Below are 19,994 nucleotides of genomic sequence, written 5' to 3' on the forward strand. Positions count from 1 at the left end.
GCTAGCAATTGCCTGTTCGATTGTCTCTCCCTGATCAACCTACCAACTTCGGGACACTCAGCTATATACATATCGTCCTCTTTATAAATGAGGACTGCAAAGCTGCGAGTTTTCATCGTACTGTATCTTCATTCGCTTCAAGGTTTTGTCTCATCTCTGCACCGACAGCGCGAGCAGCCGGATCTGAACTTTGTAGTAGTGTACTTGACACATTGTGCTGCTCAACTTGGCTTCGGTTTTGACTAAGTTTGTACTTACCTTCCAAACGTGTAACAGTTATTTCAAATCCCACAATTCCATTCATCATACCTTCACGAAATCCGTCAGGTAAACTGTGCCAATGCGATTTGTAGTCAGCTTCATAGGTGTCTATCATCTCGTTTATCATTTGGTTCATTGATTCTGGGGAGTCATTGAGCATAATAACTTTGGGAATACCATAGGCGTGAACAGCAATATAGTTCCACGTCGGTACGCTCTCATAATTTTCATACAAGGTAGGAGAAATGTAAGCGTGTGACCCAGTGAAGATAGCAAGTGATTCAGTATCAAGGGCTTGCGATTGAGGATTTTGCTTTGCCAGATGACCAATTAATTTAATATTATCCTCTTGCATTGCAATAACAAGAGGAACGTGTGAAGCATAAGGTACACCGTCTACTATCGATACCAATGTAGCAAAACTATTCGCTTTCATAAAGGCAATTAGTTTATCTACATTATTTTCTTGAAAAGCAGTTGGTCTATACATGGCTATTTAACCTTACTATTAACTTATAAAAGTCTCGTTAATTCTCCTTTATATAGCAACTCAAGAATGCCAAATTTCTAATACCCCTGCTCTCAATTCGGCAACCCCTCAACCCGCATCAAATCCAATTCCCGCTCAAATATTTCATCAATTGGCAACATTTGACCATCAACAGTCATAAATTTATGGTCTTTTGTTGCCCGAATCACTGAACCATCTTCCAAGCAATACTCAAACACCTCTTGTTGTCCGCGATCGTGCCACTGTGCTACAGATTGCGTGTAAATATTTCCATTAATATCAATGCTATAAATAGTACATTCAATGCGTTTTTCTACAATTTTACCAATCGGTAATAATCCATATTCTACTGTCAATATTTCCGTGTCATAACTTAAACAATATTCAGCAAACTTCAACATTTGCTCAAATAATTCATCAGCAACTTTTTTCGGAACACCATTTTTCGCTGCGCCATCCACGAATTTTTCTCGCTGCTTTTGCATCTCAGAAACTTTCTTTTTACCCATCGCCCGACGCAGCAAGTCAGCTTGTCCTAAAGAATATCCAGCCATATCCTGAGCAATTTTCATGATTTGCTCTTGATAGACCATAATTCCATAGGTTTCGTCTAATATTGGTTCTAAAACAGTGTGTTGATAATCAATATTTTCTCGACCATGTTTGCGGTTAATAAACTTAGGAATCAGACCCGCATCTAATGGGCCCGGTCGATAAAGTGCCAAAATTGAAGAAATATCTTCTATATTAGAAGGCTTCAAATCTCGCACTATCTGACGCATTCCCGAAGATTCTAATTGAAATATACCTTCTAACTCACCTGCTTCTAATAATTCATAAGTTTTTTGTACATCTTTAGGTAAGCTGCTATGTTCACCTTTAGCTAATATCTTCTGGGCTTTTCTTTCCTGGCGAGGAATTTCATCAGGATCGACCCGATATCCTCTAGTTTCTTGAATCAAATCAACGGTTTTTTGAATCAGGGTCAGGTTCCGCAAACCCAGGAAATCCATTTTCAACAAACCCATTGATTCCAAGTCTTCCATGAAATACTGGGTAATCACGGAACCATCATTATTCTTCTGTAGCGGGACAATTTCATCAAGTGGTTCGTCTGAAATTACCACCCCGGCCGCATGAACACCAAAGGTTTTGTTAGTTCCTTCAATTCGCATCGCCATATCAAGCCAATGTCGAACATGGGGTTCTTTATCATATTTCTCTTTAAACTCTGGTTCTGGAGTTTTATCGGAAACCATCACCTTGAGTTTAGTTGGTTTCCCCCGCACTACAGGAATTAATTTCGCCATTTTGTCAGCTTCCCCGTAGGGAATATTCAATACTCTGGCGACATCTTTCAAAACTGCTTTAGAGGTTAGACGGTTAAAAGTAATGATTTGAGCAACTCTATCTGCGCCATATTTCTCAGTGACATATTCAATAACTTTATCCCGTTGTTCAATACAGAAATCTGTATCAATATCAGGCATTGATTTGCGTTCGGGGTTCAAAAAACGCTCAAATAGTAGCCCATGATGCACAGGGTCAATATTAGTAATTCGCATTGCATAAGCGACTAATGAACCAGCCGCCGAACCCCGACCTGGCCCAACAGGAATGTTATTATCTCTAGCAAATTTGATGTAGTCCCATACAACTAAAAAGTATTTGGAAAAACCCATCTGCTGAATCATTTTCAGTTCGTATTCCAATCTTTCTTTATAGACGGAATCAACTTCCTGGCGAGATTTGCGATTTAATCGTTCTAAAAGTCCATTCCATGCAACATCTTCGGCGTAAGTGTCAGCAGTATGACCAGAGGGAATGGGGGGTGTAGGAATCTGAGGCTCACCCATAATATGGTAAGGCTCGACTTTATCAGCGACTTCTTCAGTAGTGGCTACAGCTTCAGCAATCACATCATCTGGCAAATGATCACGAAATAGCTGCCGCATCTCATCACCAGATTTGAGATATTCTGTGCCGCTATAACGCATCCGTTTATCTTCAATAATTAATTTGCCAGTTTGAATACATAGCAAAGCATCATGGGCTTCAACGTCAAAACAAGAAATAAAATGTGAATCATTAGTAGCAATAATTTTAATGCCTAGTTCTCTAGCAATTTTCACTATTTCAACATTCACAATTCGGTCTTCTTGGGAGCCGTGGTCTTGAATTTCTAGATAATAATCATCACCAAATACATCTTTATACCACTGAGCAACTTTCCGGGCTGCATCTGGTCTATTACTGAGAATCGCTTGAGGAACTTCTCCACCCAAGCAAGCACTGGTGACAATCAGTCCCTCATGGTATTGTTTTAGTAAATCTTTATTAATACAAGGACGTGAAAAAATTCCTTTGCCTTGAACACCTTGAAGATGAGAAATTGTGGTTAATTTGACTAAATTTTTGTAACCTTTGGTATTTTTAGCTAAAACGACTTGATGATATTTTGGGCGACGTTCTTGTTTTTCGATATCGCCATTAATTACATACATTTCATTGCCGATAATCGGCTTAATATTTTGACTACGGCAGATTTTGATCAGTTCAACGGCTCCATACATGACACCATGATCCGTAAGAGCGATCGCTTTCATCCCCAGTTTGATCGCTTGATCTACCAACTCTGGTAGCTGACTGGCCCCATCTAGTAGACTGTAGTCACTGTGAATATGTAAAGGCACAAAGGACATAAGCATCTCCAACCACAAGCCAAAATATCTTTAGGGGTCTACCTTGTGGTATACCCTTTCAAGCCGGATTTTGCAAAGCAACGGAATATTACATTAGCAGTTTTTACCTAAAATTAAAGCTGTTCTTTTTCCGAAATTGTCACTGTCATCAGTGTTGTTTTAATAGTTACAGCAGTTAATCAGCATCTAACTAATGAGTGAAACAGAGAGTACTACTTCGCCTGAAACCAAAGCTAGCCCTTGGTGGCAGCGTATCCCTCTCACATTGCAAATTCTCATCGCCCTAGTAGCCGCAGTCAGCGTTGGAATTGCCCTTGGTGCGGGAAATCCCAATCCCAGCAATGCCACCTTAATTAACAATTTAGCAATTCCGGCTGAGTTGGTGCTAAAGGCTCTCCGGGCCCTAGCTACGCCCCTGATTTTGGTAGCAGTGCTGCATACCTTAATGACTACCGATATCCCTGGTACAGCCGGACGGCGGCTGGCAGTGCTACTTTTGACTAACACTACCGTAGCCATTTTAGTGGGACTTTTGGTAGCGAATGTGCTGCGTCCGGGAACGTGGGGCAATGTAGCTACTTCAACAACTACAGAAATAACTACTCAGAGTCTAGACCCTTGGGGAATACTCAAAGATGCTGTACCCGAAGCTGTCCTCAAGCCATTAGTTGATAATAATGTTATTCAACTAATTGTTATTGCCCTAAGTTTTGGCATCGTCCTACGAGGCTTAAAATCTGAACAAATTGCCCAAGGGAAAAAAGGATACCAGCCGATAGAGGATGTCATCGGGATTTTGTTTGAGGCGGTAGTCGGTGTCCTCAACTGGGTAATTGCCTTAGTGCCTTTCGCCGTTTTTGGGATTGTTGCTAAAACAGTTGCTATGCAAGGATTTACACCGTTTAAATCTTTGGGTGCATTTATTCTGGCGGTGCTGTTAGCGCTGGCATTGCAGGCGTGCTATTACCTCACTAGAGTAAAATTTGGTTCTTGGGTACCCCCGCTAAAATTCCTAGCTGGCGGATCTGATGCCTTTTTAACAGCTTTTTCAACTTCCTCCTCTGCGGCGGCAATGCCCGTAACTTTTGAGGTTTTGCAAACAAAAGTTGGTTTAAGAGAATCTTCTGCTGCTTTGGGGGCATTAGTAGGGGCAAATTTCAATAATGATGGCACTGCCCTTTATGAAGCAATGTCTGCGTTGTACATTTCCCAACTGATTGGGCAACATCTGACTCTAGGACAGCAGTTAATTGTCATTCTGACCTCGATTTTTGCATCTGTAGGTGCGGCGAATATTCCCAATGCTGGACTGGTAACGATGACACTAGTGTTCACTTCTGTAGGCTTACCTACCCAGTACATTGCTTTGCTAGTTACCATCGACTGGTTTTTAGATCGCTGCCGCACCGCGATTAATGTTATGGGAGATATGACTGTCAGTGCTTTACTTGACGGCAAAAAGCCTCGTTCTTTAGACGAGGCTTAGTTTGAAGCTTTTCAGGTAGTTAATGCTGTTGGGGCCCTTTGGCATCACATTCTTTAGCCCAACAGCGTTCTAGAAGTCGAAGCCGCCAGATCAATGCAAAGCGTTGGGGATTCAATACTAATTTAGTATCGTGACTAAATAAAGGCTGGTTCAGATACTGCCAAAGGGGAAACTTAATTTGGGTGTGTTTTGGAGCCATAAGAACAACAAATATTATAAAAGTTTAGCGGCCATAGTCGGCATTTTGTCTAGCAATTGCCTGATAGTGTTTTTCTAGTTAAAGACTACACTGCGGTTTTGCAATTGTCCTGGTGGCAATTGCGGAATTTCATCAAGTAAATTTATATTATTTCCGCTTTAATACTGAAATTGTACTCACCCCTGACCATTGATGACATCAGTTGAGTTGCCAAAAGTTTTGCAGGATAACTTTTTCATCAGCCATCCCTTCAAAAGTGATTTCCAGATTGTTACTATTCTGAGTGAGTAGTAGATTTCGGGCAGTTAGAGGATAGGCGTTGCTGAATTAAAGTATGAATCTGGATGTAGAGACGTAGCAGTGCTACTTCTCTACAAGGATTTTGGTATTATGCAAAATCATTTTCATACATGGAATCAGCAACGCCAGAGGATATTTTAAAAGTTGCAAAATATACTATAAATTCCGCTTCCAAACCTCTTCTCAAAAGTTAAAGAGGCTTTAAAACCCCCATTTCCTTGTAGGGAATAGGACTAGGGGTTTAAGTTTCCGAGGCTTAGATGTTAGCAATCATACTTTTCAAACAACTCTAAGTCAGCTCGTCTTGCTTTCTAGAATCAATAATGTGGATTCCTATATCTATACCTTTAATATTGCAACTTATGTATGACAACAGCGCATAAATAAAGATAACTATGCCCAGCATCTCTAGCACTTCTTCTATAGTTGTTATGAAGACATAAATCATGTTATGGGGGGTGTAGTAATATTCATAGTATCCACCTACCAATTCACTCACAATTGCACCTGCTACGTAGATTGTTCCAGCAATGAAAAATAAGCGTCGTGTCTTGCCAGGAAGAGTAGCCACAAATCGCCCAAATACTAGCAAAAAGAGGAGTATGAAGATAGCACCCGCAATCACCCAAGCGTAGTAAAGAAAACCACTAGTATTAAATGTATCTCGCAGTGGTGCAGTTAGTCTTTCATGAAGACCGATCAATTCATCTAAGAATAAACCAGCAAAAACTATTGACAATCCTCTCCATGCCCAGACATCTTTATTCTTAGCTAACCTCTGAGCTTGGAAGATGATCTCCAGCAGAATAGAACAAAATAGTAAAGCTCCTCCAGAGTAAATTGCAGGAATATTATCCTCGCTGTTGAGATCGAATAGAATGCTAAAGATATCTCTCCCAGGAAAGTCAGGTAGATAGTAGACATTGTAATTAGCCAAAAGACTGACAAGAGTCAAGCACAATACTACGCCTAGCAGGAATTTGAGGGTTTTGTTGGCAGAAAGATATACTTTCAATTTATGCGATGATTGCAACGCTGCGATCGCATCTTCTGGTTTTATAGAACTTCTTGATTCAACTATAGATATCCTGTCACTCTTAGCATTGTCTGAATAAGACTGGTTTTTGAGGATCTTGCGTCGCTCTGGCAATACAACTTGTGACATGAAGTACTCAATGGTTTGCTGTTTAACAAAACCATGCATTGCCAGAATTTCTCCCAACTGCTCACCACTCAACTCTTGTGTCTTGAGTGCTATGTCTAATTCATCTGGAGTAATTAGTTCAGCTTCAACTAAGTACGTCCCAAGGGGCTTAAGCTGAAAACCTTGTGTGTCTATTTTCCTAATCAATTAGGATCTCCTTCTTTTTGCTGCCTGAATGTAATAAATTTTTAGGCTTTTAGTCATGAAAAATTACAATTACCAGATAATATCAGATTTTAAGAGTTTCATAACCTTTACTTAATCACATTTTGCATAGGCTAAATTATTAACTATACAAGTGTAAATTTATGCTGAAGCAAAGATGAATTTATTAAGTAGATACGTCAGTTCTGCCGTTGCTGTTATTTCTAAACGCATTGTTCCTAGCAAAAAAATAAATCCACCTATCACTCTCATGTGTAGGTGGATTTATTCAGATGTGCAGACATCTAGCGCGGTTGATTGTATCCGTAGCAGACAGAGTAAGTAGCAAAAATCCTGCTAGAGTTGCATTACAGGTAATCTTCAACTTAGGATGATTACCTATAATTAGTAATGAGTGCCAGTTTTGCGATGGTTGATGGCAGTAACAGCATCAGGTTTGAGTAATTTACCCTCGTCCACAGTTGCATATACAACCCAGTGATCGCCACATTCCAGTCGTTGATTGACTGAGCATTCCAAATATGCTAGAGCGTCGGTGAGGACAGTACAACCGTTATCTGCAACTGCTGTACTAAAGTTAGCAAACCGATCTTCTCCAGGCGCGAAAGATTTGCGGAAATGTTTCATGTAGTCTTGATGATTGCCTTCAGGTAGAATATTTAAGGCAAACTTACCGCCTGGATACATCAAAGATTCGATCGCTCGGTCTTTAGCGATCGCCACACTTATTCCAGGTGGGTTGAAGGTAGCTTGAGAAACCCAAGCGCCTAACATGGCGGTAGACACTTCTCCTTGTTTCGCTGTGATCACGCATACGGAACCAACAATGCGACCAACAGCCTGTTCTACTGGAGTAGCGGCTTGTTGTGGTACACGTACTTTTTTAGCCTTTTTCAGTGTTTGGGCAAAGTCTGTACCTAGTTCTTCACAGAATTTGAGTGTGACATCATCAGGTTTAAACTTGACCTTCAATGTGTCAAAGCCAAAACGGTATCCAGAATCCCGGAGTTTACCTTCTATTAAGTCAAAGGCTTCGCCACTCCAACCATAAGAACCAAAGACTCCAGCGAGTTTGCTGTTGTCACCGCTTGAGATCACAATCCCTAAAGCAGTATGAATAGGAGTTGGCGCATGACCACCGATAGTAGGAGAACCGATGATAAAACCTTCTGACTGTGCTAGGTTGATGCGAATTTCATCAGGGGTGGCAAATTCGCAGTTAATTGATTTGACTGCGACTCCACCTTTAGTTAATCCCAGAGCGATCGCTTGTGCTAAAGTCGCCGTGTTGCCGTAAGCTGAAGCGTAAAGTAGGGCAACGGAAATCTCGCGATCATTATGAGAACGGCTCCATTCTGCATAAGCTTTGGTAAGCTCGATTAAGCTGGTGCGTACTAAAGGCCCATGACCCACAGCATACATTCTCACCTGCAAATCTGATATTTTCTCCAAAGCTGCTTGCACATGAGGAGTTTGGGGAGCCATCAGGCAGTTAAAGTAGTAACGCTGGTCTTCTTTGAGCGCTTCCCAATTATCATCAAACACTTCATCACCACAGAGATGAGTTGCAAATAACTTATCTGTGTAGAGAATTTGGGTTTGCTGATCGTAGGTACAAAGTCCTTCGGGCCAACGTGGGCTAGGAGTGGGCAAGAATTTCAAAACATGACCTTTGCCTAAATCCAGAGTTTCTTTCCCCCGCATCACCAAGACTTTCAAATCTTGCTCTAGAAAAGCAGCACGCAAATTGTTTGCACCGGGAAGAGAACAGACAAAAGTTACCTGTGGTGCCAGTTCTAAAATTGCTTTGAGGGTTGCAACTCGATTGGGACTAAAATGACCCAGGATTATATAATCCAAACTTTGTAAATCTAAAGTCTGCCGCAATGCCTCTAAATAAATTTCGGTAAAGCTTTCTGGCGGTGGATCAATAAGTGCGGTTTTATCAGCTTCAATTAAATAGCAATTGGAGGTAGTACCTCTTTCAAGTGCATATTCAATTTCAAACCGCAGACGTGACCAACTACGTGCTTTGATCGCCTTAGTATTTGTAGCAATTGGTAGAACTTGTACGTCGCGTGGCTTGGAATTGGTCATAGCTGTTAAAAGTTAGCGAATTGGGCATTGGGCATTGGGCATTGGGAATTGGGAATTGGGCATTGGGCATTGGGAACAAGGAGAATAACCCATACTCCTTACCCCATGCCCTATGCCCCATTCCCTATGCCCATATTTAGTAGTAATTACCTACTTTGCGATGGCGAACGGCTGTGAGTCCATCGTTTTTAGAGACACGACCTTCTTGGACTGTGCAGTATAAAATCCAGTGGTCGCTGCATTCCATGCTGCTTTGTATTTCACATTCCATGTATGCCAAAGCATCAGTTAGAATCGGAGAACCGTTTTTCGCTGTTTGAGTTTTCACTCCTGCAAAGCGGTCAGCACCAGGATGCAAGCGCTTGAGGAAATGCTTTTTCAATTCTTGATAATTGCCTTCTTCCAAAACGTTGAGGACGAAGCGATCGCCTACTTGCATTAAGGAATCAATGGCGCGGTCTTTCGCAACGGCAATTGTTAATCCTAATGGTTGCAAACTCGCTTGCGTTACCCAGGATGCCAGCATTGCACTTGAGGCATTATCTTTTTTAGTGGTGACTATATATAGTCCACTACTAATACGACCCAATGCCTTTTCCATGTTGACATCAAGAGACTTGATTTGCTTGATGTTGCGATCGCGCACTAGCAATTGTCCGATGTCTTTACCAGCTTCTTCACACAACTGGAATGTTGATGCGCTGGGAGTCTCTTTAATCCGAATGGGTGGGAAAGCTTCTTTGATGCCAGAGTCAAGAAATTGTCTGCGGAGTGTATCAATGGGTTCATCATCCCCACCGTAACATTCAAACAGCCCAAGAAATTGCTTGTTCTTAGCGACAGCTAGCACTGAACTGATACTAGCTTGGGCGGCGGCGGCGGTACTTGGAGGCATACCAATAATGATGCCAGCAGCTCTTCCAGCTAGTTCTTGAATTTCTTGGCTCTCAGCAGTACTTAAATCTAGTACTTCTACTCCAACCCCAGTTTTCAGGATACCTTCGGCAATTGCGTGACCAAGGCGCTCGCCATAACCGTAATCTGAGACAAAAAACAAGCCTACTGTTGTTTCTGCTTTAGCTTGTTTTTGGCTCCAATTTTCGTAACACCCGGTCAGAACATCTAAATGGTGGTATAATAAGGGGCCGTGACCATTTGCGATAATATTAATCTTTCCTAGATCGCCCATCCGCTTCATCGCATTCAGCAGCGAACGAGCGTTAGGGCCCATCAAGCAGTCGTAGTAAAATCTAAAGTCAGCTTCGATCGCTTCTAAATCTTCGTCAAAGGTGCGATCGTCACAAAAGTGCATCCCAAAAGCATCACAGGTGTAGAGAATTTGGGTTTTGCGGTCAAAGCTAAAGATTGTATCCGGCCAGTGCAGATTAGGCGCACTCACGAATTCCATTTCGTGTCCTTTGCCGATATCGATGCGATCACCAGTTTTGACAACCCGCTTAGAAAATGGGTCGTGTACTAAGCCTTCCAAAAATTGCAGCGCAACTTTTGAGGCTAAAACAGTAGCTCTAGGAGCTAATTGCAGGACATCTTCTACTAAGCCGCTATGGTCTGGCTCTGTGTGGCTAACAATTATGTAATCAATTGTCTTGGGGTTAACAAGACCTTTGAGAGTCTCTAAATACAGATCGCGAAACTTCTGGTGAGAAGTATCAATCAAAACTGTTTGTTCGCCCCTAATTAGATATGAATTGTAGGTTGTACCGTTTTGCAGTCCGAATTCGATATCGAAACGATCGCGATCCCAGTCAAGAGAGCGAATCGCCGTTGTGTTAGGGGCAATTTCTACAGTTTGTATAGTTAGCCGATGTTGAGCGTTCTCTGCGTTGGCCTTGCCGGTCGTAGACATCGCTACCATTATTCGTCTCCGAGCGCAAATTGTCAGGTTTTTCTTCTGCCCCCATTCTCTCTATTATTTTTTGTTTAAGTTGTAATGAATATCAGTTTTTGAGAAATTTAACTTGTATCAATTGTTGCTGTTTTCTAGCAAGAAATATGACTCAAAAAATCTACTGAATATTAATTTATTCCGAAAAATATACTTAGTATTTTGTTTTGCTATTTATCTATTTTTATTCTAATTTAAAAATATCATTTTCTTTATATTATTCGACAATAAAAGCTGAAAACCTCAAAACTAATATCATACATCTAAGACTATTATATAAAACTTAGTGCAACTCAGAAGCCTACTCTTTAATTGCTTTTGCCTCTTAAATGGCTGCATAAGGAAGTTGATAAATAAAAGTTAATTCTTTTGAGAATGACGTATAAATGATAAAAATATACTAGGTTTTACAAACAAACTCTGTAGTTATGGCGTAGAATAATTGTCTTAAGAGGATAGATTAAAAGTTAGTTTTTTAAGACGCTATTTTACAAAAAAGTAGGAAAAGTAGGAAAGGTAGGAAAAGTAGGAAAGGTGGTAAAAATAGGAAAAGCAACACAATTTTTCTATCTTAAATAGGTATTGAATATATTTTTATTTCAAGCAATAATATTGTTATGTGAAATATAAAATTTATGTGAAGTCGAGAAAATAGATATTTTTGGGAGATAGGTAAGAAAAATTTCCAGAGATGAGTTGAATAAAAAGGAATAAGGCTTCTATGTATATGCTTTTCTGCTCATTTCAATGGAAAATAGCGTGAAAATTATTTTTAAAGTTTCGATAAATCGCCGTATTCATAAGAATAATTGAAGAATTTTAATGATACAGTCCTTTATTATCGACTTTAGACATTAATTAGAATAACGCTAACAAATTCTTAAGAAAAGATGGCAACAATTAACTGTGTAAAAGGTTATTAATTATGGGATGCAGATTAAAAGTCTTTCTAACTGAGCAAGAAAAGCTGACTTTAGAAGAGTTAAGAAAAGCCAAACAAGTTCCTCAACGCACCAAGGATCGGGCTCAAGTCTTACTGCTAAATAATCGTGGCTTAAAAAATGAGCAAATTGCTAAAGGTTTGAACTGGGCAATTTCAACAGTACGTCAAACTCTTCATCGTTGGGAAAAGATGGGTTTAGCAGGTCTGTGGGATGCTCCTGGCCGAGGTGGAAAACCTCGATATTCAGAATCAGATTTGGTTTATCTAGAAAATTGTTTAGCTCAAGAGTCACAGACTTATAACTCTAAACAATTAGCAAAAAAGCTGGCATCTGAACGCCAAGTAAGCTTGAGTGCAGATCGGTTACGACGGGTACTTAAACAAAGGGGAAGAAGGTTTGGAACCGCACGCAAACAACTCCAGGAACATAATAATTAGTTGAAGAACAATAACTAAGAAGAATTCAGAAGTCAGGAGTAAAGCCAGAGACACTCCGCCTCTGGTCAGAATCAAGACGCTCGTTCGCTTTTAGTATCTAGTATCTCCCCTTCTCCCAAAGGGAGAGGCTAGCGCCAAGGGAGAAGACTCGGCCATAGCCCAATACGGTTCAGTTAAGGGCTACTGGCAAAACCTTGGGTTTTTGAGACGCGATAAATCGCCGTCTCTACAAGGGTTTTGGTCTTATCTGAACTGTATTGGCTCATAGCCTTGCTATGCCCGTACCACTTCCCTACGGGAGGGACGCTACGCGAACGTGGAAGCAAGCTACGCATAGCGTCTCGTAGAGAAGGCGCTACGCTATAAGTCGGGGCTACTGACTCGTGAATTCTTTTTTGATAAAACAAAATCCACCAAACATTTTACTGTTTGGTGGACTTGTTATTTATTCTTAGTGGATCCGAGCAGAGTCGAACTGCTGTCCAAATTGGGTATTGACCCCCCGCTCATTCACAGGTTTAGCCTTTCTGACCCTCAAGGCGGGAATCGTTCATTATCCCGAACGTAGGATTCTCTGATTTAATCTTAGCTAGCAAGCCAACCAGAGAACGCTTACTAGAGCATCCGTTGGGGTTTGGTCTTCAGTCCTTAACGGAGTCAAACCGAAGACGCTCGAACCTATAAGAGGTGTTTAGGCAGCTACTAGAGCATCCTTACGAGCAAAGTTAACGATGTTATTCGCATTTACTTTTTGTTTGAGCCTTTGATTTCCGAGAGGAGACTCACTCTCGACCTGAATCACAGAGCAGCGTTCGCCAACCTGTCGAAACCGTGACGGACCCATGCACTTCATACTTCGATTATAATACGCGATTCTTGAATTTGTAATTCGTAATTCGTAATTCGTAATTATCAAAGTCAGAATATATGGCTCCACTTAGTCAAAATAGCCAATCGCTAATTTTAAAACCATTAGCAATTGGCTATTTGCCATAATCCACAACAAATATTTTCCTAAGTTAGTGCTTCAGCACCACCTACAACTTCTAGGAGTTCTTGGGTAATGGCAGCTTGTCGAGCTTTGTTGTAAGACAGTGTGAGGGTATTAATCAATTCGCCCGCATTTTCACTAGCATTACTCATAGCTGTCATCCGCGCTGCTAGTTCACTAGCCGCAGATTCTTGCAGCGCCCGCAATAGCTGGTTACTCAGATACAGGGGCAACAGAGAATCGAGGATCTGTACTGGATCTTGCTCGAAAATCATGTCAGGAGCCAACGCGCGAACTTGGCTAGCCACTTTTTCCCGTTCTACTTCAAATTTACCACCACGGGTTGTTAAGCGGAAGATTTCGTCATCACCCGCTTCTAGACCTTGCGGATCGAGGGGCAGTAAGGTTTGGATTACAGGACGGGAGCTAACCAAGGAAAGAAATCTGGTATAGATTAATTCGATGCGGTCTACTTCTTCCGAAAGGAATAAGGAAAGTAGTTGATCGGCAATCTGATTGGCTTCGGCTGCGGTGGGAATTTGCTCTAAGCCGCTGTAAGTGGCATCAATTGGCTGATCGCGGCGTTGAAAGTACTGTGTAGCTTTGCGCCCAACGATCACAAATTGATAGTTTAAACCTTCTGCCTTGATTTCCTTGGCGCGATTCTCTGCACGACGGATAACGTTATTATTGTAGCCGCCGCATAAACCGCGATCGCCTGAAATTACCAATAGCCCGACTGACTTAACTTCTCTTTTTTTCAGTAGTGGCAGGTTTGCTTCTTCAAAGCGCAAACGGCTTTGCAAACCATATAATACTTGTGCCAAGCGATCGGCAAAGGGGCGAGTCGCTAGTACTTGTTCTTGCGCCCGACGCACTCTAGCCGCAGCTACGAGACGCATGGCTTCTGTGATTTTTTTGGTGTTTTTGACCGACTGAATGCGATCGCGTATTGCTTTTAGATTGGCCATAACTTTAAGTTCTGAGTCCTGAGTTCTGAGTTCTGAGTTCTGAGTCCTGAGTTCTGAGTTTGAAATTTTGAGTTTTGAATGAAAAACTTTCTTCAACTCAACACTTATAGCTACTCAGCACTCGGCACTCAGCACTCAGCACTGTAATTACGCTGCTGCTTTGAAAGTCTTCTTGTATTCGGTAAGTGCTTCTTTCAAGGCAGCTTCTTCTGCATCACCTAGTGCTTTGGAGGCTCTTACTCCTTCGGCATACTGGGTTTTACCAGTCTTTAAGTACTCCCGCAGACCTTGGGTAAAGGTGGTGACTTTATCTACAGGCACATCATCCAAGTATCCATTGATACCAGCATAAAGAATTGCTACTTGCTCGTATACTGAGAGTGGCGAATTTTGTGGTTGCTTAAGAAGTTCGCGCAACCGTTGACCTCGTGCCAACTGGTCTTGAGTGGCTTTATCTAAGTCAGAAGCAAATTGAGCGAAGGCTTGCAAGTCGTCAAATTGGGCTAGTTCCAATTTAATCTTACCGGCAACTTTTTTCATTGCCTTGGTTTGCGCCGCAGAACCTACGCGGGATACTGAAATACCTGGGTTCACAGCCGGACGGATACCAGCGTTGAACAAGTCAGAAGATAGGAATATCTGACCATCGGTAATGGAAATTACGTTTGTGGGGATGTATGCCGAAACGTCACCAGCTTGGGTTTCGATGATTGGTAGGGCGGTCATGCTGCCTTTACCTAATTCATCACTCAGCTTGGCGGCTCTTTCTAACAAACGAGAGTGAATGTAGAATACATCTCCGGGGTAAGCTTCGCGTCCGGGTGGGCGACGTAGCAGCAGGGACATTTGGCGATAAGCTTGGGCTTGCTTGGAAAGATCGTCGTAAATTACTAGGGTAGCTTTGCCTTTGTACATAAAGTACTCGGCAATAGTTGCGCCTGTGTAAGGAGCTAGGTATTGTAGTGTTGCTGGTTCACTGGCACTAGCGGCAACGACGATGGTGTAATCCATCGCGCCTTTTTCTTGCAATGTCTGCACCACGTTAGCTACGGTGGAAGCCTTTTGACCGATGGCAACGTAGACACAAACTACATCTTCTTCTTTTTGGTTGATGATGGTGTCGATCGCGATCGCAGTTTTACCGGTTTGGCGATCGCCAATGATCAATTCCCGTTGACCGCGACCGATGGGAATCATTGAGTCAATAGCTGTAATCCCCGTTTGCATGGGTTCGTGTACAGATCGACGAGCAATAATACCAGGCGCTGGAGATTCAATCAAACGGCTTTCTGAGGATTTGATGTCTCCCTTACCATCGATGGGGCGACCCAAAGCGTCTACAACTCTTCCAATTAAGGCTTCCCCTACTGGAATTTGAGCAATTCTACCAGTAGCGGTTACAGAACTACCTTCCTGAATTTCTAGCCCTTCACCCATCAACACCGCGCCCACGTTGTCTTCTTCTAAGTTTTGGGCGATGCCAATTGTGCCATCTTCAAATTCTAAGAGTTCCCCAGCCATAGCCTTTTCTAGACCATAGATCCGGGCAATACCGTCACCTACTTGTAGGACAGTACCAACGTTAGCAACTTTGACCTCTTGATCGTATTGCTCGATTTGTTGTTGGATAATGCTGCTAATTTCGTCAGGTCTAATTGATATGCTCATGTGTCTATCTTGTTTACTTTCGAGACGGAATTCAGTGCTGAGTGCTGAGTTAAGAGTGCTGAGTTAAGAGTGAGTAGTGATGAGTTAAAAAAGCAAAGGTTAAAAGTTAAAAGTCAAAATAAATTACTGTTTACTTAACTCCCAACTCCTAACTCCTAACTCCTAACTCCCAACTTCTAATCCTAACCTTCTAGCTATTAGTTAAGCGCAATGAAAGGCGGCGCAGTTGACCCCGGATACTGGCATCAATTACCTGCGAACCTACTTTAATAATCACACCACCAATTAACTCACTGTCTACCTTAGTTTCTAGTTCTACCTGGCGAGCATTACTGATGGCAATGACCTTTTGGATAATTGCCTGCTGTTGAGCTTCTGTGAGGGGAACGGCTGAAATTACTTCCGCTAATACGGTTTGATTCAGCTGCCGCAACAGCGCCAGATATTGTTGAAAAATCGATTCCAAGAATGCAATGCGGCGTTTGTCTACTAGTATCAACAAAAAGTTGCGTAAGTAGGGGTTAGAGCCTTCACCGAGTATTTGTTTGATGAGAGCTTTTTTGTTCTCAGCCTGAATAAACGGGTTGCTGAAGAAGTTGTGTAGCTGTTTGTCTGCTCTGAGCAATCCCAGGAAAGTACGCGCATCTTCCCCGAACTCTTCTGTCAAATTTTTCGATTGCGCTATTGACAAAAGTGCCTGTGCGTAAGGTTGGGCTACTTCGGCTGCCGCTACCTGACTTGTCATACATTGCCTCCCAATTGTGCGATGCTACGATCAATTAAACTCTGTTGAGCATCGTCGGCAATCCCGCCTTTGAGTTGCGATTCGACTTTTTGCAATGCTAGTGTAGCAACTCGTTGCCGTAGTTGAGCGATCGCTCGCTCGGTTTCGGAATTTAAATCTGCTGCTGCTGTTTGTTTCAAGCGTTCTACGTCTTGCGCTGCTTTCGCTAACAAGGCTTCTTTCGCTTTTTGAGCATTTTCTACGGACGATTGGCGGATACGTTCTGCTTCTGCTTGAGATTGCTTCAACTGCTCTTGCGCTTGGGAAAGGGCAGTCTTTGCATCTTTTAAGCGCCCTTCTGCTTCCTGAATTGCGGTGGCAATATTGGATTGTCGCTCGTTCAGGATATTGCTTAAAACTTTACGTCCGAAGTAGAATAGTATGCCAACCAGAATCGCTAGATTGATCAGATTGGTTTCAAAAATGTCTAGGTTTAGACCGAAACCACCTTCTGCTGCGCCTTCTGCCAATTCAGAGTGAACAGCGTTCGCTTCTGCGGCAAGTAATAAGAATGTCCCCATGATACCCATTTACAAGTGCGCTGCTCGCTTGCTAGTACGTTGTATTTTTCCCTAGGGAAGGAAATTTAAGTATCTTTTCCCTGTCAGGAAATTAAGTATCTTTCCCAAGAAGGGAAAAAGTGCCTTTTTTTGACACTTAAATTTTGCGCTCTGGACTAGGGGCCAGTTGCGCGTATGCTTTACACAGAACCAATCTCGTTAGCTTATCTAACTGGAGTTGGCCCCAATAGTTTTTCTAGAATCTGCCTACTTAGAGCATCAACTTGTTGCTCTAAGGTGCTAAAAGCTTCTTGTTTTTGTTGCTCTATTTCAACAGAAGCTTGTTCTCGTTGAGACTGAGCTTCCTTTTGGGCCTCAGCGATTTTCTCGGCAGTAATTTTCTTAGCTTCAAGTTGAGCTGCTTCTACAGTAGCTTGCGATTGTCTGCGAGCATCTGCGAGTTGCTGCTCATATTCGGTAGCCAAGCGTTCGGCTTTAGCCAAGCTTTCTTTCGCCTCAAGGGTATTCGTTCGGATGTAACTATCGCGATCGTCTAGTACCTTGGTCAGTGGCTTATAGAAAATTGCATTCAACACAGCTGCTAATAGCAGGAATTGCAATGCCATGAAGGGCAAGGTAGCATCGAAATCAAACATTTGTCTCCTCTTTGGCTGGAGTAGCAGTTTTCATGGCTAGCAACGTCATCCAACCTTTCATATTTTAGAGACCCATAGCCAACAAGGGTCAACTGAACATTATAACTATTGAGATACCCAAAACGTTTTGATTGTAGAGGCGTGATGATTCACGTCTCCACACTCGCAAAAATTTTCAGGTATTAACCGAAGGGGTTAGCGAACAGCAATACCAGGGCAATTACTAGACCATAGATAGTCAAGGATTCCATGAATGCCAAGGTTAATAGCAGAGTACCGCGAATTTTTCCTTCTGCTTCAGGTTGACGAGCAATACCTTCTACTGCTTGTCCAGCAGCGTTACCTTGACCAATACCAGGGCCAATTGCAGCTAAACCAATCGCTAAAGCAGCAGCGAGAACTGAAGCAGCCTGAACTAATGGATCCATGTTGATTTTCCTTGCTTTGATTACAAAACTAACAAAAGTACGTTAACGACTAGAAACGTGGTTTTCACGCTGCACATGAGTTCTTTGATCGCGCTTTGCGATGTTTTGAGCAAAATGCTCTTGGAACTGTGCTATCAACTGAGAAGTTTAATGCTCCTCATGTTCTTCTCCACCATGTCCCTCCATTGCCTCATGAATGTATGCTCCGGCGAGGGTGGCGAAAACCAGAGCTTGAATGGCACTGGTAAATAAACCCAAGGCCATTACAGGCAGAGGTACAAATAGAGGAACTAGCAGCACCAATACCGCGACTACCAATTCATCCGCCAAAATATTACCAAATAGCCGGAAGCTTAGGGAGAGGGGCTTGGTGAAATCTTCGAGAATTGCGATCGGCAACAAAACGGGTGTTGGCTCTATATATTTCTTAAAGTAGCCTAAACCCCGCTTGCTAAAACCCGCGTAAAAGTACGCTAAGGAAGTTAGCAGTGCTAATGCAACAGTCGTATTGATGTCATTGGTTGGAGCTGCCAATTCGCCTGAAGGTAGCTTGATGAGCTTCCAGGGAATTAGCGCACCTGACCAGTTCGATACGAAAATAAACAAGAACAATGTGCCAATAAATGGCACCCAAGGGCGGTACTCTTTCTCACCAAGTTGGTTTTTGGCCAAATCACGAATAAATTCTAGGGCATATTCCATCAAATTCTGGATGCCCTTGGGAATTCTTTGTGCGTTGCGAGTAGCAGCTATTGAAGCCACTACTAAAATGCTAATCACAAACCATGACGTGAGAAAAACTTGCCCATGAATTTTAAGATTGCCCAACTGCCAGTAGAAATGATGACCTACTTCTAATTCGGCGAGGGGAAAAGAATTAAAGGCGTTTAAGACACTAAGCATTTGCATTCTTCAAGCATTTTCCCCAACGATCGAGGATGGGATTACTATCTTTGTGAGCCTGACTTTTTAAGAATCAGGAATGAACGCAATTTGCACCATATAGACGAGGAGCGTGGCTTTGTAAGTTAGAAATCCCAAAAATATGGGCAAAATCTGTAGCTCACGCCATTGAGTTGCCACGATCATGACTCCCATAAATAGAGCAAAACGAGTTTTGCTCAAACTGGTTTTTTCACTACCAAGTTGCTCAACGTCTCTAGCCAACATTTTTAAGTAAACCACACCTGTACACGCCCCAATTAAATAATTTAGGGCAATGTTTAAGGAATAAAAAATCCACACAGAGATAAAAATAACCCCCGTCAAGACAAGCGTGATTACCAACAATCGCTGGAAGAGTTGATAAAACTCTTGCATAGAGTTACCTGATTCTGTGTCTCCAGAATCAGTTTTAGCATCTTGTTGCGTTGTCGGAGTGGGCGCAATTGATTCGTCTGACAAGCTCACGAGACTTGAAACCAGTACAGTTAAATTATGATGACTGCACATTCAGTCAGCTGAATCATATCACGATCCGGTAACAATACTTTAGGAAAAAACAATTAACTTCTTGGCAACGTTACACAGTCAGTAAAATCGCGCTCCCAGAAGCGAGAGAGCGGCTGATGATGTAAAAGACTGTGTGGGTGAATAATCAAATTATCGCTGCCGAAAAATTCAAAATTTCTTCCAATTCCAGCTTTTTTGAGTAGATTATTGTCCTCCAAAGTCGTTACATAGCATCTTGGTGTTTGAAGTAATTGGGTGTCAATAAAATCAACTGGTGCTTGAGGAGTGTATGGGCGTACCGCAAATCAGAAATCGGAGAGTAGCGGCTTCTC

General features: G+C 42.2%; 16 protein-coding genes and 1 other RNA gene. 2 read left to right on the forward strand and 15 right to left on the reverse strand.

Annotation, left to right across the window (positions count from 1 at the left end; translation table 11 throughout):
- Positions 1-112: 112 nt before the first annotated feature.
- Positions 113-751 carry an FMN-binding negative transcriptional regulator gene (locus tag H6G86_RS08820; RefSeq protein WP_163931943.1) on the reverse strand — a complete coding sequence of 213 codons (639 nt, stop codon included), beginning with the start codon at positions 749-751 and terminating at the stop codon, positions 113-115.
- A gap of 92 nt (positions 752-843) precedes the next feature.
- Complete coding sequence (locus H6G86_RS08825) at positions 844-3,474, reverse strand: DNA polymerase III subunit alpha (protein WP_190934003.1); 2,631 nt, start codon at positions 3,472-3,474, stop codon at positions 844-846.
- Positions 3,475-3,667: 193 nt separating this feature from the next.
- On the opposite strand from H6G86_RS08825, the gene H6G86_RS08830 reads away from it, so the two are divergent.
- Entirely contained in the window at positions 3,668-4,960 is a 1,293-nt protein-coding gene (locus H6G86_RS08830) for a dicarboxylate/amino acid:cation symporter (protein ID WP_190934004.1), read from the forward strand.
- 19 nt (positions 4,961-4,979) lie between these two features.
- Here the strand turns inward: H6G86_RS08830 and H6G86_RS08835 are convergent, their stop codons facing one another.
- The 4 genes from H6G86_RS08835 to H6G86_RS08850 all read right to left on the reverse strand — a co-directional run bounded on the left by H6G86_RS08835 (position 4,980) and on the right by H6G86_RS08850 (position 10,801).
- A complete protein-coding gene (locus tag H6G86_RS08835; RefSeq protein WP_163931935.1) occupies positions 4,980-5,159 on the reverse strand; it encodes a hypothetical protein in 180 nt (59 codons plus the stop codon).
- Between the two features lie 589 nt (positions 5,160-5,748).
- Positions 5,749-6,810, reverse strand: coding sequence for a DUF8692 domain-containing protein (locus tag H6G86_RS08840; protein ID WP_190934005.1), 1,062 nt, complete (start codon positions 6,808-6,810; stop codon positions 5,749-5,751).
- 402 nt (positions 6,811-7,212) lie between these two features.
- Positions 7,213-8,925 (reverse strand): diflavin flavoprotein, encoded by a 1,713-nt coding sequence (locus tag H6G86_RS08845; RefSeq protein WP_190934006.1) that lies wholly within the window; start codon positions 8,923-8,925, stop codon positions 7,213-7,215.
- Between the two features lie 136 nt (positions 8,926-9,061).
- Positions 9,062-10,801, reverse strand: a complete 1,740-nt coding sequence (locus H6G86_RS08850) for a diflavin flavoprotein (RefSeq protein WP_190934007.1) — start codon at positions 10,799-10,801, stop codon at positions 9,062-9,064.
- A 955-nt stretch (positions 10,802-11,756) separates the two neighbouring features.
- On the opposite strand from H6G86_RS08850, the gene H6G86_RS08855 reads away from it, so the two are divergent.
- The gene (locus tag H6G86_RS08855) at positions 11,757-12,212 is read left to right on the forward strand and encodes a helix-turn-helix domain-containing protein (RefSeq protein ID WP_190934008.1); all 456 of its coding nucleotides are present in this window, start codon (positions 11,757-11,759) and stop codon (positions 12,210-12,212) included.
- A gap of 452 nt (positions 12,213-12,664) precedes the next feature.
- Here the strand turns inward: H6G86_RS08855 and ssrA are convergent.
- From ssrA to H6G86_RS08900, 9 genes are all read right to left on the reverse strand, one after another.
- Positions 12,665-13,054: a transfer-messenger RNA gene (gene ssrA / locus H6G86_RS08860) on the reverse strand.
- A gap of 172 nt (positions 13,055-13,226) precedes the next feature.
- Entirely contained in the window at positions 13,227-14,174 is a 948-nt protein-coding gene (locus tag H6G86_RS08865; protein ID WP_114086146.1) for a F0F1 ATP synthase subunit gamma, read from the reverse strand.
- Positions 14,175-14,321: 147 nt separating this feature from the next.
- Positions 14,322-15,842: a F0F1 ATP synthase subunit alpha gene (atpA, locus tag H6G86_RS08870; protein WP_114086145.1), complete on the reverse strand. Its 1,521-nt coding sequence runs from the start codon at positions 15,840-15,842 to the stop codon at positions 14,322-14,324.
- Between the two features lie 190 nt (positions 15,843-16,032).
- A complete protein-coding gene (gene atpH, locus H6G86_RS08875; RefSeq protein ID WP_012411165.1) occupies positions 16,033-16,587 on the reverse strand; it encodes an ATP synthase F1 subunit delta in 555 nt (184 codons plus the stop codon).
- Complete coding sequence (locus H6G86_RS08880) at positions 16,584-17,156, reverse strand: F0F1 ATP synthase subunit B (RefSeq protein ID WP_190934009.1); 573 nt, start codon at positions 17,154-17,156, stop codon at positions 16,584-16,586. Before H6G86_RS08880 ends, atpH begins: the two co-directional genes overlap by 4 nt.
- Before the next feature lie 194 nt (positions 17,157-17,350).
- Positions 17,351-17,782: a F0F1 ATP synthase subunit B' gene (locus tag H6G86_RS08885; protein ID WP_190934010.1), complete on the reverse strand. Its 432-nt coding sequence runs from the start codon at positions 17,780-17,782 to the stop codon at positions 17,351-17,353.
- A gap of 182 nt (positions 17,783-17,964) precedes the next feature.
- Complete coding sequence (atpE, locus tag H6G86_RS08890; RefSeq protein ID WP_012411162.1) at positions 17,965-18,210, reverse strand: ATP synthase F0 subunit C; 246 nt, start codon at positions 18,208-18,210, stop codon at positions 17,965-17,967.
- Positions 18,211-18,357: 147 nt separating this feature from the next.
- On the reverse strand, positions 18,358-19,119 hold the full coding sequence (gene atpB, locus H6G86_RS08895) for a F0F1 ATP synthase subunit A (RefSeq protein WP_012411161.1): 762 nt from the start codon (positions 19,117-19,119) through the stop codon (positions 18,358-18,360).
- A 60-nt stretch (positions 19,120-19,179) separates the two neighbouring features.
- Positions 19,180-19,662 carry an ATP synthase subunit I gene (locus H6G86_RS08900; RefSeq protein ID WP_163936151.1) on the reverse strand — a complete coding sequence of 161 codons (483 nt, stop codon included), beginning with the start codon at positions 19,660-19,662 and terminating at the stop codon, positions 19,180-19,182.
- Positions 19,663-19,994 lie beyond the last annotated feature (332 nt).

Origin of the sequence: Nostoc sp. FACHB-133 (assembly GCF_014698055.1) — a bacterium.
Classification (GTDB): domain Bacteria; phylum Cyanobacteriota; class Cyanobacteriia; order Cyanobacteriales; family Nostocaceae; genus Nostoc.

Bases quoted from the DNA above. Each gene is read 5' to 3' on its own strand.
- H6G86_RS08820 (WP_163931943.1), bottom strand. From the start codon at position 751: ATGTATAGACCAACTGCTTTTCAAGAAAATAATGTAGATAAACTAATT.
- H6G86_RS08825 (WP_190934003.1), bottom strand. From the start codon at position 3,474: ATGTCCTTTGTGCCTTTACATATTCACAGTGACTACAGTCTACTAGAT.
- H6G86_RS08830 (WP_190934004.1), top strand. From the start codon at position 3,668: ATGAGTGAAACAGAGAGTACTACTTCGCCTGAAACCAAAGCTAGCCCT.
- H6G86_RS08835 (WP_163931935.1), bottom strand. From the start codon at position 5,159: ATGGCTCCAAAACACACCCAAATTAAGTTTCCCCTTTGGCAGTATCTG.
- H6G86_RS08845 (WP_190934006.1), bottom strand. From the start codon at position 8,925: ATGACCAATTCCAAGCCACGCGACGTACAAGTTCTACCAATTGCTACA.
- H6G86_RS08850 (WP_190934007.1), bottom strand. From the start codon at position 10,801: ATGGTAGCGATGTCTACGACCGGCAAGGCCAACGCAGAGAACGCTCAA.
- H6G86_RS08855 (WP_190934008.1), top strand. From the start codon at position 11,757: ATGGGATGCAGATTAAAAGTCTTTCTAACTGAGCAAGAAAAGCTGACT.
- H6G86_RS08865 (WP_114086146.1), bottom strand. From the start codon at position 14,174: ATGGCCAATCTAAAAGCAATACGCGATCGCATTCAGTCGGTCAAAAAC.
- atpA (WP_114086145.1), bottom strand. From the start codon at position 15,842: ATGAGCATATCAATTAGACCTGACGAAATTAGCAGCATTATCCAACAA.
- atpH (WP_012411165.1), bottom strand. From the start codon at position 16,587: ATGACAAGTCAGGTAGCGGCAGCCGAAGTAGCCCAACCTTACGCACAG.
- H6G86_RS08880 (WP_190934009.1), bottom strand. From the start codon at position 17,156: ATGGGTATCATGGGGACATTCTTATTACTTGCCGCAGAAGCGAACGCT.
- H6G86_RS08885 (WP_190934010.1), bottom strand. From the start codon at position 17,782: ATGTTTGATTTCGATGCTACCTTGCCCTTCATGGCATTGCAATTCCTG.
- atpE (WP_012411162.1), bottom strand. From the start codon at position 18,210: ATGGATCCATTAGTTCAGGCTGCTTCAGTTCTCGCTGCTGCTTTAGCG.
- atpB (WP_012411161.1), bottom strand. From the start codon at position 19,119: ATGCAAATGCTTAGTGTCTTAAACGCCTTTAATTCTTTTCCCCTCGCC.
- H6G86_RS08900 (WP_163936151.1), bottom strand. From the start codon at position 19,662: ATGTGCAGTCATCATAATTTAACTGTACTGGTTTCAAGTCTCGTGAGC.